This is a genomic window from Actinoplanes sp. NBRC 101535, assembly GCF_030269225.1.
Classification (GTDB): domain Bacteria; phylum Actinomycetota; class Actinomycetes; order Mycobacteriales; family Micromonosporaceae; genus Actinoplanes; species Actinoplanes rectilineatus.
Map to the genome: position 1 here is coordinate 871,283 of NZ_BSSY01000001.1, position 13,321 is coordinate 884,603.

Consider the following 13,321-nt stretch of genomic DNA (forward strand, 5'->3'; position numbering starts at 1 on the left):
TGGGCGTGTCCGTCAGCCGGCTGGGCGTGTCCGTCGGCGGTGCTGGGCGTGTCCGTCGGCGGTGCTGGGCGTGTCCGTCGGCAGTGCCGGCGGTCGTGTTCCGGGGGTGCGCCGGTGCCTGGCCTGCGGAGACGGTCGGGGCGGGTCCTACGATGGCGGTCGTGATGCTGGTCTTCTCGGCGCTGTACTGGGCGTTCATCGTGGTCACCTGCCCCTTCTTCTTCGTGGGCGCGGTGCTGGTCTGGCTGGTGACGCTGCCGTTCGACCGGCGGAGAGTGGCGCTCCACCTGTATTCGTCGGCGTGGGCGTCGTTCTATGTCCGCGTCAACCCGTTGTGGCGGCTGCGCATCAGCGGGCGGGAGCACCTGCCGTGGCAGGGGGCGGCGGTCCTGGTCGCCAATCACGCCTCGCTCATCGACATCCTCGTGCTGTTCGGGTTGTTCCGGCCGTACAAGTGGGTGTCCAAGCAAGAGATCTTCAAGGTTCCTGTGCTCGGCTGGAACATGCGGCTCAACGATTACGTGCCGTTGGTGCGCGGATCGGGGGAGTCGGTGCGGCGGATGATGGCGCACTGTGACCGGCTGTTGAAGGCCGGATCCCCGGTGATGATCTTTCCGGAGGGCCGTCGGACCGCTGACGGTTCGCTGCAGTCGTTCAAGAACGGGGCGTTCGAACTCGCGGTCCGCAACGGCGTTCCGGTCATTCCGATCGCCGTGCACGGGACCCGGCGCGCCCTGCCGAAACACGGTCTGGTGCTGCGTGAGCAGGTCGACGCCCGGGTGGAGGTGTTGCCCCCGCTGGTTCCCGGCGACTATGCCGGTGACGTGACCGCGCTGCGGGAAGCGGCCCGGGACGTGATCGCTGCGGCGCTCGCCGCGCGCTGAACAACGCGGCGCAAACAGGTCACATCGGACGGTTTTGTCATCGCCGTTGTGTATTAACCTGACGGTCATGTCGACCTGCTGACCGATATCTATCATCGCTCTCCGCGTTCATCGAAAGGCCTCCCAGCTCGCATGTGCATGGAGTGAGCAAAAGCGGCGAGACGGTAACGATGGATCTAGATTTGGCGGTTAGTGGTCAGAAGTAAATAATCTTGGGCGCCGGACCCCCACCCGATGGTGCTCCCGCGGGATGCCGGTCGATGCCCGGCGGACCGCTCAGTGTGGCCACCCAACTCGGGCTCATCCCTGAGAGGACCTCTAACGCATGCGCAAGTCGCTGATATCTCTGGCCGCAATCGGTCTGCTGGCCACGGCCACCATGACGGCCTGTGACAGCGGTTCGGACCCGAGCGACAACGGCGGATCGACCACCACCGGCAGCAGTGGTGGCGGGACGGGCGGTACCAACGGCATCGGCGTGGTGCTTCCCGACACGACCACGGACCGGTGGGCCACCGCCGACGCCAAGTACCTCAAGTCCGCGTTCGACGCCAAGAAGATCCCCAGCCGGATCGTCAACGCCGAGGGCGACCGTGAGCAGTTCAAGCGGCTGGCCGGTGAGCTCCTGGACAGCGGTGTGAAGGTTCTGATCATCGCCAACCTGGACTCGGCCAGCGGCAAGGCGGTCATCGACGACGCCAAGGCGCACAACGTCCCGGTGATCGACTACGACCGTCTGACGCTCAACGGTGGAGCCGACTACTACGTCAGCTTCGACAACGAGCTCGTCGGCAAGCTGCAGGCCCAGCACCTGAAGACGTGCCTGGGCAAGAAGAACGTGGAGAACCCGCTCGTCGCGGAGCTCAACGGTTCGCCGACGGACAACAACGCCACCCTGTTCAAGACCGGCTACGACTCGGTCCTCCAGCCCCTGTACGACAGCGCCACGTTCACCAAGGGGCCGGACCAGTGGGTGCCGGACTGGAAAGAGGACGAGGCACGGGAGATCTTCTCCCAGATGCTCGGGCAGTACCCGAACATCGACGGTGTCCTCTCCGCCAACGACGGCATCGCGAACGCCATCATCGAGGTGCTGAAGGCCAAGAAGCTCAACGGCAAGGTCCCGGTCACCGGGCAGGACGCGAGCCTCGACGCCCTCCAGCACATCCTGATGGGCGACCAGTGCATGACGGTGTTCAAGGAGACGAAGCTGGAGGCCGACGCGGCCGCCGAGCTGGCGATCGGCCTGTACAACGATGTCAAGCCGCAGATCGCCGGCAAGCTGAAGGACCCGGAGTCGGGTGCGTACGTCCCGTTCCGTCAGGTGGAGCCGAAGGCGATCACCATCGACAACATCGGCGACGTCGTCGCCAGCGGTGCGGTCGATGTCGCCGAGCTGTGCGACGGCAGCTACGCCGGCAAGTGCCGTAAGGCCAAGCTGATCGACTGATTCTCCGGTAGTGCAGCGGACGGGCCGGCGTCCGGGGATCAGCCCACTGATCCCCGGACGCCGGCCCGGCGGCGTTCCGGCGCGGCGGGGTGGGCGCGACGAATGCGGATCTTGGGTGGGATAGTGGGGGCATGAAGCTTGCGGAGGCGCTGGCGCTGCGTGCGGACGCGACACGACGGGCGGAACAGCTGCGGTCGCGGGTGACCGCGAACGCGCGGTATCAGGAGGGCGAGCCGCCCGCCGAGGACGCGGCCGCGCTGCTCGCCGAGGCTGACGCGGTGCTCGCCGAGTTGGAGACGCTGATCCGGCGGATCAACCGGACCAACGCCGCCACCCGCCTCGAGGACGGCACCACGCTGACCGACGCGCTGGCCCGCCGGGACGTCCTGCGGATGCGGCACGCGACGGTGAGCTCCGCCGCGGACGCCGCAGCGGGGGACGGGCACCGGGCGTACCGGCAGCTGAGGTCCGAGCTCAAGATGATCGCGGCGTTGCCGGTGGCCGAACTGCGGGTCCGCGCCGACGACCTGGCCCGGCAGATCCGCGAGGTGGACACCCTCGTCCAGCGGAGCAACTGGGAGGTCGACCTGCTGGACTGACGAGGCGGAGTAGCGGGTAGTCGCCGTGGGGGCGCGCACCGACCCGAGAGCCGGCGGGCATTTCCGGCTCATGCTGGCGCGCCGGGGGCGGGCGCAGGGGTTCGACTCCCCGTCTGACAACGCATGCCCAGCACACCGCACAGGTGACGGCGCACAGTGCACATCTCACCACCTGGTGTGGACCCACGACGGCGAGGGCGGGCAAGGGGTGTACTCCGCCTCGTTCGTGACATCGACGTGACCAGGTGAACTTTCCGGGGGAGGGGTCGACCCGGGGGTGCATCGTCCCTAACGTTGGCGCGATGACGGCCAGTACGGTCGACGTCAGTGTCGACCCCGACGGCACCCTCGTGATCCACCCGTACGGCACGCTGGACGCGGAGGACGCGCTCGGCCTGAGCCGCACCCTGGTGCGGGCGATCCGGCACACCCGCCCGGCGCGCCTGGTCCTCGACCTTGCCGACGTGCGACGGCTGGACCCGATCAACCTGGGTGCGCTGGCCGCGGCGTGCCGGCTCGGCGACGACCACCAGGTGACCGTCCTGATCGACCATCCGCCGCGTGCCCTGGCCGATCGGCTGACCGCGGCCGGCGTGCCCCGGGAGCGACTCCTGCACGTCGGGTGCCGGGGCCCGGAGCGGATCGGCGATCATTCGACGATGACGACGATCCGGGAACGGTGCGGGGGCGACCTGGACGACTGCGTGGCGGCCCTGCGCGCGGTGCACGAGGCGGACGGGTATCCACTGAACTGGCCCGCCGACCCGCGCGGCTGGCTCACCCCACCGGGGCTGCTGACCGCCTGGGTGGCCGTTGGGGCGGGCGCGACGATCGGCGGGCACGTCGCGGTCGAACGGCGGGACAGCGGTGACATCGAGGTGTGCCGCCTGTTCGTCGTTCCCGCGGCTCGTCGTGGATCGGTCGGGCGGTCGCTGCTGGACCGGGTCCGGGAGTGGGCCGCGGCGCAGGGGCACCCGCTGACCCTCGTCGTCACTGATCAGAAGCGGTCGGCGGCGGTGGCGTTCTATGAGGCGACCGGCTGGCGGTACGAGGGGACCACCGACGCGGACTGGACCGGCCCGCTCGGCGAGCCGGTCCGGTTGCGCCACTACCGGGGCTGAGCGGCGTGGTGCGTACCCCCACAATCAGAGGGGGGTGACGGTGGGCCCGGCCAGGGCCGCCGGGCTGGAGGCCGCAGCGAGCCCGAGGATCTGACCGTTTTTGATCTCCATGGCGACGGCCACGCGCAGTTCGCCGCCGATGAAGACCGCGAAGCCCCAGGCGCCGTCGACGAGGGCCGGCACCGCGGCCTGCGCCTTTCCGGCGAAGTAGCGCGCGACCACCTCGGCACCGCGTTTCTCGCCCTGCGCGTCCAGCCGGGCGGCCTCGCCGGTGGCGCGCAGCACCACGTCCGGGTCGAGAAGCTCCAGCAGAGCACCGAGATCGCCGCCGCGGGAGGCGGACAGGAAGGCGTCGACGACCGCGCGGCCTCGCGGTTCGGTGGCGGCCGGCGCGGCCGCCCGGACCCGGCGCCGGGCGCGGCTGGCGAGCTGGCGGGAGGTCTGCGGGGTACGCCCGACCACCACCGCGATCTCGTCGAAGGACACCGCGAAGAGGTCGTGGAGCACGAAGGCGAGCCGTTCCGCCGGGGCGAGGGTGCCGAGAACGATCAGTAGCGCGGCCTCGACCTCATCGGCAAGGACCGACTCGACCGCGGACGGTGGATCGTTGATCTCGGACAGCGGCTGTTCGCGGCGGGTCGCGCGGGACCGCAGCATGTCCAGGCAGATCCGGCCGCAGACGGTGGTCAGCCAGGCGGGCAGGTTGTCGACCTCGCCGGCCCCGGCCCGGTCCAGGCGCAGCCAGGTCTCCTGCACCGCGTCGTCGGCCTCGGTCGCCGAGCCCAGCGTGCGGTACGCCAGGGCCCGCAGCCGGGGCCGGTTCTCCTCGAACCGGTCGGCCAGCCCGTCGCGCGTCGTGTCGCTCATCGCATCCTCCCGTGTGACCGCGGTCACTTCGGTCACATCCGTGCGGAACCGTTCGTCACCTGTTCGACGAGCACCACCGGACGGATGTGACAGGAGACGACCATGGAAGAACGACTCGGCTTCGACCGGCTTCCCGCGGATCTGACCAAGGCGATCGGCCTGCTCTACAAGTCGGCGCACTCGGCGGGCGTGCCGACGGCCGTCCTCGAGCTGGTGCACCTGCGGGCCAGTCAGATCAACGGGTGCAGCGCCTGCGTGGACTCCGGCGCACGGTCGATGCGCAACAACGGCGAGAGCGACGAACGCCTGTTCGCGGTGGCGGCGTGGCGGGAGACGCCGTACTTCACCGACGCGGAACGGGCCGCGCTGGCGCTCGCCGAGGCGGCCACCCGGCTGGCGGACCGGTCCGACCCGGTCCCGGACGACGTCTGGGCCGCGGCCGCGAAGCACTTCGGCGAGAAGGAGCTGGGGGCGATCGTGCTGTGGATCGCCACCACCAACTTCTTCAACCGGATCAACGCGACCACCCGGCAGATGGCCCCGAAGAACTGGGGCTGATCCGCTCGACGATCGCGAGGAAACGCGCGGCGGCCGGCCCCAGCGGCCGGTCGGCGCGCCAGGCCAGGCCGACCATCCGTTCCGCGCCCGCCGTGGTCAACGGGATGCCGATCGTGCCGGAGGCGCCGGCGAACGGCTCCGGCACGATCGCCACCCCGAGACCGGCGCCGACCAGGCCCTCGATGGTGGCCAGGTCACCGATCTCGAAGGCGATCCGCGGTGTCACCGCGGCGGCGGCGAACAGGTCGTCGACCAGGGCGCGGAACCCGAAACCGGCCGGGATGGTGACGAAGTCCTCGCCGTCCAGGTCGGCCAGCCCGGCCCGGCGGCGGGCGGCCAGGCGGTGGCCGGGCGGCACGATCAGGACCAGGCTCTGCCGTTGCAGGCCGAGCCAGTCGTACGGGCCGTCCGGCCGGGGGGAGGTCAGCGCGAGTTCGGCGACCCCGGCCGCGACGTCGCGCAGGATCTCGTGAGCCGGTTCCTGGCGCAGTTCGATCCGCATCCGCGGGGCGTGCTGCCGGACGTCGTGCAGCAGCCGCGGCACCAGCGAGGTGGCCATCGAGTCGAGGAAGGCGAGCCGGACCGTCCCGGACTCCGGATCGAGCATCCCGGCCAGGTCACGCCGCAGCCGGTCGTAGCGTCCGGTGATCTCGCGGGCCGCCTCCAGCGCGACGTCGCCGAGCGGATTGGGGTGTACGCCCCGGGCGTCGCGTTCGAACAGGCGCGCGCCGAGTTCGGCCTCGACCCGGGCCAGCAGCCGGGACAGGGTGGGCTGGCTGACACCGAGGGCGGCGGACGCGTCGGTGACGTGGCGGTGCTCACCCAGGGCGAGCAGGCCACGGAGATCGTCGAGCAGCACGACCCGCATCATACGTCCGGCGTATCGGATTCATGAGAGACATGCATTGGACGCATGATCGGAACCGGGCGGACAGTGTGCCGGTGAGCACCTACCGCGCCGGTGAGCCCGGCTACCGCCGGGTGTCCGTGGCGCTGTTCGCCGCCGGCGTCGCCACGTTCGCCCTGCTCTACAGCACCCAGGCGCTGCTGCCGGAGTTGTCCGCGGCGTTCGGCGTCACGCCCGCACAGAGCGCGTGGTCGCTGTCGCTGGCCACCATCGGACTCGGGGTGGCACTGCTGATCACCGGGCCGTTGTCGGAACGCTTCGGGCGTACCCGTCTGATCCATCTGTCCCTGGGGTTGTCGTCCCTGGTCGGCCTGGCCTGCGCGGTGGCGCCCGGCTGGCACATGCTGCTCGGGCTCCGGCTGCTGCAGGGGATCACGCTCGCCGGGCTGCCGGCCGTGGCCACCGCCTATCTGCGCGAGGAACTGCACGAGTCGACGCACGCGCGGGCGGCCGGGCTCTACATCGGCGGGACGGCGCTCGGCGGGATGACCGGGCGGCTGCTGACCGGGACGGTCGCCGAGGCCTTCCACTGGCGGTGGGCGCTCGCCGCAGTTGCCGGCGTCGGGCTGCTCTGCGCGATCGCCGTAGCCCTGCTGCTCCCGGCCTCGCGGCACTTCGTGCCCCGGCCCGGCCACGCGGTCAGCCGCCGGGCACTGACCGACCCGGCCCTGCTGCGCCTGTACGCGATCGGCGCCTGCGCGATGGGCGCGTTCGTCGCCGTCTACAACGCGATGGCGTTCCGGCTGACCAGTGAACCGTTCCTGCTCGGGGCGGGCGCTGCCGGCGCGGTGTTCCTGGTCTACCCGATGGGGTCGATCAGCTCGGCACTCTCCGGACGGCTCGCCGACCGGTACGGGCGCCGCGCCGTGATGCCGGTCGGCGCGGCGGTCTTCGCGGCCGGGCTGTTGCTCACCGTGCCGGACAACCTGCCGCTGACGGTGGTGGGCCTGGCCGTGATGACCGCCGGCTTCTTCTGCGTGCACGGGGTGGCCAGCGGCTGGGTGCCGGTCCGCGCCCACGCGGGTGGGGTGCCGGCGGCGCAGGCGGCCTCGCTCTACCTGTTCGCGTACTACGCCGGCTCGTCGGTCTTCGGCAGTCTCGCCGGAACCGCCTGGACCCTCGGGGCGTGGCCCGCGGTGGTGGCGATGAGCGCGGTGTTCGTCGCGATCAGTGGCCTGTTGGCGACCGGTCTGCGCCGGATCCCCGTGCTGGCGGCGGTGCCCGATCCGCAGCCGGCCACCCGGTGAGCAGCGGGGCGTCTCCCGTTTGCGTGCCGACGTTCGCCCGGTGGACGTCGGCACTGACGGTTGCCGATACTGTCTCGGCCCATGATCAAGCTTTTGTCGGGGTTGTTCCGGCTGTGGTCGGCCCTCGTCCGGCTCGCTTTCGGTGCGGTGTTCGTCCTGGTCGGTGCCTTCGTGTTCTGGCAGTTCGGGTGGCCGTCGGCGGTCGCGTTCACCCAGCCCGAGGCGGTCGTCACCGTCCTCGGCGACTGCTACGACTCCAGCACCATCGAGGGGGAGATGACCTGCGCCGCCACCTGGACCCTGGACGGCGCCGAGGTGACCGGCACGATCACCGGGACCGGGTTGTCCGACGGCACCAGGATCGCCGGGCGGGTGGACGGCGACGAGGCGCGGGTCGACCCGGCCCCGATGGATCTGCTGTTCGCCGTCGTGCCCCTGCTGTTCGTCTTCTTCGGGCTCAAGGTGATGTTCACCCGGGGCGGCCGGGTCCGGTCCGGAGACGGCGACGACTCCGACTCCGACTCGGACGGCGGCGACGGCGGCGGTGACGGTGGTGGCGGCGACTAGCTTCAGCTCACCGCGACGGTCAGCACCGCCGGATCTCCGTCGGCCCAGATGCCGCGGATCCGGCGGTTGGTGATCTTCCAGCCGTCGGCGGTGCGGCGCAGCGTGTCGTCGTAGTTGCCGCCCATCAGGAAGTGGCCGCCGGCGCGGACGTGCTGGGCGATGAAGGTCGCGTGAGTGGTCGCCGTGTCGCCGTCCACGGTCACCTCGACGTTGCCGACCAGGTGCTGGGTGGCGTCGAGCGTTCCGAGGAAGCCCCGCGCCGAAGCGAGGATGGCGTCGCGGTCCTCGGCGACGGCGTTGGTGTAGTCGCCGCGAGCGTCGGGGGCGTAGCAGTCGGCGAGCAGGTCCCAGTCCCGGCTGTCCATCGCCCGGGCTGCCCGGTAGAGCACCGCGGTGACGTCGGCCTGGTCCGTATTGATCATCATGGCGGCGAGCCTAAAACGGTATCGGCCAGTTCCGCAACTATCCAGTACCGGAACTATCTAGTACTGTTGCCGGGTGACTGTGGGGCGCAAACGCGATGAGACACGGGACGCGGACATCCTGCGTGCTGTCCTCGACGTGCTGGTGGAGACGAGCTACGCCGAGTTGACCATCGAGATGGTGGCGGCCCGGGCCGGTGCCGGGCGAGGGACCATCTACCGGCGATGGGCCGGCAAAGACGAGCTCATCCTCGCCGCCATCGCCTGCACCGACCGCACCGACCTGGAGACCGGCCGGCTCCCCGACACCGGCGCCCTTCGCGGTGACCTGCTGGCCATGCTCGACCCGGACTGGCTCGGCAGCGGTGACCGCCGGATGCGGATCCTCGCCAGTGTGACCGCGATGATGAGCCGCAACCCGGATGTCTCCGCCGCTGTCAGCGCGGCGATCGTCGAACCGTCGGTGGACGCCTACCGGCACCTCATCCAGCGGGCCGTCGACCGCGGCGAGGCGGATCCCGCCGCGGACGTGGCCGCGATGGCCCAGGTGATCCCGGCGATGGCCGGCCATCGGGCGCTGGTCCTGCGGCAGCCGGTGGACCTGGCGTTCTTCACCACGATCATCGACGGGGTGGTGCTGCCGGCGCTCGCCAGGCGGAGCTGACCAGGGTTCACCGGCAGTCGCTCAACCGTGGGCGACGGCTGGGTCAGGGAGGCCGTGGGCGACGGCTCAGCGGGGACGGCCTGGTGGGGACGGGCGGGACGTCCTTTTCGCGTACCCGGAAAGGGGTTAAAGAGCTTTTCCGGGGTTGAGGATGTCGCCGGGATCGAAGAGGGCCTTGATCTGCCGCTGCAGGGCGTGCTGCGGGCCGCCGAGCTCCTTGCCCAGCCACGCCTGCTTCAGGACCCCGATGCCGTGCTCGGCGGTGACCGTGCCGCCCAGGTCCAGCGCCAGCCCGAAGATCTCGTCGGCCGCCCGCTGCGCGGCCTCGGGGACCGGCGCGTCGTGGCGGCCGGCGACGATGATCGGGTGGATGTTGCCGTCGCCCGCGTGGGCCAGGGTGCAGATCGGCACGTCGTGGCGGGCGGCGATGTCCTCGATGGCGCGGACCGCGTCGGCCATCCGGGACCGCGGCACGGCGATGTCCTCGATCAGCGGCCGGCCGAGTTTCTCGATCGCGGGCAGCGCCTGACGACGGGTCTCCAGCAGGGCGGTCGGGTCGGTGGTGCTGCGGATCGAGGTCGACCCGGGGGTCAGGGCGGCGAGCGCGCGGTCGGTCGAGGCGGTGCCGTCGTCGAGCTGGACGATCAGCAGGGCGTCACCGTCGATCGGATGCCCGTGGGCGGCCAGCGCCCGCAGCGTGGCCCGGTCGAGCAGTTCGGCGAGGACCGGCTGGACCCGGGCCTCGGCGAGGGCGACCGAGGCGGCCACGGCGGTGGCGAAGTCGGGGTAGGCGGCGGCGATCGTGGCGCTCGGCGGCGGCAGCGGGCGCAGGCGCAGGGTGGCCCCGACCACCACGCCGAGGGTGCCCTCGGAGCCGACGAACAGTCCGGTCAGGTCGTACCCGGCGACGCCTTTCAGGGTGGCCCGTCCGGTGCTGATCAGGGTGCCGTCGGCGAGGACCACGTCCAGTCCGAGGACCGAGTCGCGGGTCATGCCGTACTTGGCGCAGCGCAGACCGCCCGCGTTGGTGGCGATGTTGCCGCCGATCGTGGACAGTTCCAGGCTGGCCGGGTCGGGCGCGTAGCGCAGCCCGTGTCCGGCGGCGGCCCGGTCCAGGTCGGCGGTGATCACGCCGGGTTCGACGACGGCCACCCCGTCGGCGGGGCGGATGTCGACGATCCGGTTCATCCCGGACAGGTCCAGCACGATCGTGCCGGACCCCGCGGTGGTCGCCCCGGTCAGGGCGGTTCCGGCGCCGCGGGGCACCACGGGGGTACGCGACGCCGACGCCCCCTGCAGCACCCGTTGCACCTGCTCGACGCTGGTGGGCAGGACCACCGCCGACGGGCTGCCCTCGGGTTCCCAGCCGGACCGGTCCAGTCGCCGGGTCGCGAGGAAGGCCGGGTCGGTGCGGTAGTCGACGTCGAGTCCGGCCAGCCAGTCGACGGTCACGGCTGAGCGCCCGTGGCCACCGGGCGGGACGGGTCGTTGGACCACGCCGACCAGGATCCCGGGTAGAGCGCGGCGTCGATGCCCGCGACGGCGAGCGCGGCGATCTGGTGTGCCGCGGTCACCCCCGATCCGCAGTAGACGCCGACCGCCCCCTGCACCCCGTCGAACCGGTCGCCCAGTTCCTCCGCGGTCTTGAACAGTGGCACCCCGGCCCGCAGGTTCTCCCCGGTGGGCAGGTTCACCGCGCCGGGGATGTGCCCGGCCCGCGGGTCGACCGGCTCGACCTCGCCGCGGTAGCGTTCGCCCGCCCGGGCGTCGAGCAGAGTGCCACCGTTGCCGGGCAGGGCCGCGGCCTCGTCGGCGGTCAGGGTCGGCAGGTGACCCGCGACCAGCACCACGTCGCCCGCGGGCCGGTCCGCGGCGATGCCGGTCTCCTCGGTGTGCCGCGCGGCCCGCCAGGCGGCGAGACCGCCGTCCAGGATCCGCACGTCCGGAACCCCGGCCCAGCGCAGCAGCCACCAGGCGCGGGACGCGGCGAGCCCACCGCTGTTGTCGTAGACCACCACGCCGCCCTCGCGGGTGATGCCCCAGCGGTGGGCGGCCTCCTGCAGCCGGGGGAGGGGCGGCAGCGGGTGCCGCCCCGCGGCGGGGTCGTCGGTGTGGGCGGCGAGTTCGGTGTCCAGGTCCACGTAGACCGCGCCGGGAATGTGTCCCTCCCGGTAGTGCAGTTCGCCGTCCGGGTCGCCGAGTGCCCAGCGGACGTCGAGCAGCACCGGCGCCCGTCCGCCGGCGATCCTCTGCTGCAGCGAGGCGACGTCGATGAGGACCGGCGGCCGGGCCGGGGCGAGGCCGGGCAGGGTCTGTGCCAGGTCGGCGTCGTCCAGCGACGCGGCCGGGGTGCCCTCGGCGACGGCCCGGTGCACCCGGGCCTGGATCGCCGCGGTGCGCGGGGTGTCCACCCCGTGCAGGCGGCCGAGCAGCACGATCTCGCCGTCCAGGTAGTCCGACTCGGGCGTGGTGGCGCGGGTCAGGCTCTGCCGGGTGGAGTTGCCCGACCGCACCTGGCCGGGTACTTCGACGACCCGGAAGCCGGCGCGTTCCAGGGGCGCCGGGGTGATGCCGGCGGCCGCGTACACCGCGTCGGCCTCGGCCCGCAGCGCCTTGAGGGCCGCGTCGCGCAGCGCGCTCGGCCGGTAGAGCGCGTCCAGGGTGTTGAACAGGTTGCCGCGCAGCTTGCTCGCCTTGTAGTCGCTGATGTTCTCGACCACGGTCACCGTGAAGCCGCCCTGCCGCAGGCCGGAGGCGACCGTGGCGAGGCCGTCGGTTGCGGGGCCGTCCGGGTAGTGGCCGAGCCACAGCACGGCCGGTACCGGCTCGGCGTGGTTGACCACGACGCCGGGCGTCACGTAACTGGCCGGGACCCAGACCACGGCGCCCACCACCCGGGCGAACGAGCGCAGCGCGATCCGTTCGGTGGCGAGCCCGTTCTGCAGGGTGACCAGCGGAATCGCGGTTGCGGCCGGGCCGTCGGCGCCCGCTACCGGCTGCCACGCCCAATCGCGGATCGCGGCTTCGGCGTCCGGGGTCTTGACGGCCAGCAGCAGCACGTCGTCGGTGGTGAGGGTGACCTCGGCCGGTCCGGCGGCCACCGGCACGGCGACGGTGTGCTCACCGTCCGGCCGGGCGTAGGTGAGGCCGCGGTCGCGGATCGCGGTGAGCTGCGCGCCGCGGGCGATCAGCAGCGTGTCCACGCCGGCGCGGTGCAGTTCGGCGGCGATGGTCGCGCCGACCGCGCCGCCGCCGATGATCACGTAACGGGTCATGGCGAGACCTGCCTCTGGAGTTCCTGAGCGATCACCGGGAGGTCGGCGCCGAGCCGCAGCCGCTCCAGGAACAGCACGACGGTGGCGGCGACCGTGCGGTGGGTGACGTCGTTGAGTATGTCGTGGCGTCCGCCGGCGACGGTCACCACCGTACCCGGGTACTCCGCCCACGCACCGGCGAGTGGGCTGACCGGGTCGGCGTCGCCGTGCAGGCCGAGCGTGGGGATCGTCACTTCACCGATCTCGCCGATGAATTCAGTAGGAATTGGGGCCGCGGAGAGCGCTCCGGGGGTCAGCGCGCCGCCGGACAGCACGCCGCGGTGGGTGGGGCACCCGGTCCGGGCCTCGAGCTCGTCCTCCGGAGTCACCTCCGGGAAGGACCCGGTGGGGACTCCGGCCAGGATCACCGCGTCCAGGCCGTCCGTTGCCGACCCCGCGAGGGTACGCGCGAAAAGCGCCCCCGCATCCGCCCCGACCAGCACTCTCGGTCTCGGCAGCGTCTCGTCGCCGAGCAGTTTCGCGACCGCCGCGAAGCTGGCCGCCGGATCGGCCGCGACGTCCGGCAGAACCCGTACCCGGTAGCCGTCCGCCGCGATCCGCCGGCCGAACCGCCGGTAGGCGCCGGTGCTCTCGCCGCGCCCGGCGGCCACCACCACGGTGCCGCGGGGCGCGATGCCCTCGGGTTCGTCGTACGCGTTCGTCATGCCGGTCAGCATCGCGTGATCACCGCGCGGCTGTCCAACACCTAATTCCGATCGGA

The 13,321-nt window shown here is 71.9% G+C and carries 14 protein-coding genes and 1 pseudogene; 8 read left to right on the forward strand and 7 right to left on the reverse strand.

Features of this window, described 5'->3' with window-relative positions; all coding sequences use genetic code 11:
- Positions 1 to 164 precede the first annotated feature (164 nt).
- The 4 genes from QSK32_RS03755 to QSK32_RS03770 all read left to right on the forward strand — a co-directional run bounded on the left by QSK32_RS03755 (position 165) and on the right by QSK32_RS03770 (position 4,054).
- On the forward strand, positions 165 to 884 hold the full coding sequence (locus tag QSK32_RS03755; protein WP_245674037.1) for a lysophospholipid acyltransferase family protein: 720 nt from the start codon (positions 165 to 167) through the stop codon (positions 882 to 884).
- A 325-nt stretch (positions 885 to 1,209) separates the two neighbouring features.
- A complete protein-coding gene (locus QSK32_RS03760; RefSeq protein ID WP_045743667.1) occupies positions 1,210 to 2,334 on the forward strand; it encodes a sugar ABC transporter substrate-binding protein in 1,125 nt (374 codons plus the stop codon).
- A 131-nt stretch (positions 2,335 to 2,465) separates the two neighbouring features.
- Entirely contained in the window at positions 2,466 to 2,933 is a 468-nt protein-coding gene (locus QSK32_RS03765; RefSeq protein ID WP_285471195.1) for a DIP1984 family protein, read from the forward strand.
- A 302-nt stretch (positions 2,934 to 3,235) separates the two neighbouring features.
- Positions 3,236 to 4,054 (forward strand): GNAT family N-acetyltransferase, encoded by an 819-nt coding sequence (locus QSK32_RS03770; RefSeq protein ID WP_245674032.1) that lies wholly within the window; start codon positions 3,236 to 3,238, stop codon positions 4,052 to 4,054.
- 24 nt (positions 4,055 to 4,078) lie between these two features.
- Here QSK32_RS03770 and QSK32_RS03775 read toward each other — a convergent pair whose 3' ends face one another.
- Positions 4,079 to 4,921 carry a sigma-70 family RNA polymerase sigma factor gene (locus QSK32_RS03775; RefSeq protein ID WP_285471196.1) on the reverse strand — a complete coding sequence of 281 codons (843 nt, stop codon included), beginning with the start codon at positions 4,919 to 4,921 and terminating at the stop codon, positions 4,079 to 4,081.
- A 102-nt stretch (positions 4,922 to 5,023) separates the two neighbouring features.
- Between QSK32_RS03775 and QSK32_RS03780 the strand changes: the two genes are divergently transcribed.
- Positions 5,024 to 5,479, forward strand: a complete 456-nt coding sequence (locus tag QSK32_RS03780; protein WP_045743669.1) for a carboxymuconolactone decarboxylase family protein — start codon at positions 5,024 to 5,026, stop codon at positions 5,477 to 5,479.
- On the opposite strand, the gene QSK32_RS03785 is transcribed toward QSK32_RS03780, so the two are convergent.
- The gene (locus tag QSK32_RS03785; RefSeq protein WP_285471197.1) at positions 5,436 to 6,338 is read right to left on the reverse strand and encodes a LysR family transcriptional regulator; all 903 of its coding nucleotides are present in this window, start codon (positions 6,336 to 6,338) and stop codon (positions 5,436 to 5,438) included. The genes QSK32_RS03780 and QSK32_RS03785 overlap by 44 nt on opposite strands.
- A gap of 83 nt (positions 6,339 to 6,421) precedes the next feature.
- On the opposite strand from QSK32_RS03785, the gene QSK32_RS03790 reads away from it, so the two are divergent.
- Together QSK32_RS03790 and QSK32_RS03795 are read left to right on the forward strand one after the other, a co-directional pair.
- Entirely contained in the window at positions 6,422 to 7,633 is a 1,212-nt protein-coding gene (locus QSK32_RS03790; RefSeq protein WP_052720602.1) for an MFS transporter, read from the forward strand.
- 81 nt (positions 7,634 to 7,714) lie between these two features.
- The gene (locus QSK32_RS03795; protein ID WP_285471198.1) at positions 7,715 to 8,200 is read left to right on the forward strand and encodes a hypothetical protein; all 486 of its coding nucleotides are present in this window, start codon (positions 7,715 to 7,717) and stop codon (positions 8,198 to 8,200) included.
- 2 nt (positions 8,201 to 8,202) lie between these two features.
- Here QSK32_RS03795 and QSK32_RS03800 read toward each other — a convergent pair whose 3' ends face one another.
- Entirely contained in the window at positions 8,203 to 8,625 is a 423-nt protein-coding gene (locus tag QSK32_RS03800; protein ID WP_045743672.1) for a nuclear transport factor 2 family protein, read from the reverse strand.
- A 73-nt stretch (positions 8,626 to 8,698) separates the two neighbouring features.
- On the opposite strand from QSK32_RS03800, the gene QSK32_RS03805 reads away from it, so the two are divergent.
- On the forward strand, positions 8,699 to 9,286 hold the full coding sequence (locus QSK32_RS03805) for a TetR/AcrR family transcriptional regulator (protein WP_285471199.1): 588 nt from the start codon (positions 8,699 to 8,701) through the stop codon (positions 9,284 to 9,286).
- A gap of 126 nt (positions 9,287 to 9,412) precedes the next feature.
- On the opposite strand, the gene QSK32_RS03810 is transcribed toward QSK32_RS03805, so the two are convergent.
- From QSK32_RS03810 to QSK32_RS03820, 4 genes and pseudogenes are all read right to left on the reverse strand, one after another.
- Positions 9,413 to 10,738 carry an FAD-binding oxidoreductase gene (locus tag QSK32_RS03810; protein ID WP_285471200.1) on the reverse strand — a complete coding sequence of 442 codons (1,326 nt, stop codon included), beginning with the start codon at positions 10,736 to 10,738 and terminating at the stop codon, positions 9,413 to 9,415.
- The gene (locus QSK32_RS45695) at positions 10,735 to 11,595 is read right to left on the reverse strand and encodes a sulfurtransferase (protein ID WP_425394658.1); all 861 of its coding nucleotides are present in this window, start codon (positions 11,593 to 11,595) and stop codon (positions 10,735 to 10,737) included. The genes QSK32_RS03810 and QSK32_RS45695 overlap by 4 nt, the downstream gene beginning before the upstream one ends.
- 72 nt (positions 11,596 to 11,667) lie before the next feature.
- Positions 11,668 to 12,561, reverse strand: a pseudogene (locus QSK32_RS45700) (ketopantoate reductase family protein); the annotation flags it as partial.
- A complete protein-coding gene (locus QSK32_RS03820) occupies positions 12,558 to 13,265 on the reverse strand; it encodes an alpha/beta hydrolase (RefSeq protein ID WP_285471202.1) in 708 nt (235 codons plus the stop codon). The pseudogene QSK32_RS45700 and the gene QSK32_RS03820, both read right to left, overlap by 4 nt.
- Positions 13,266 to 13,321 lie beyond the last annotated feature (56 nt).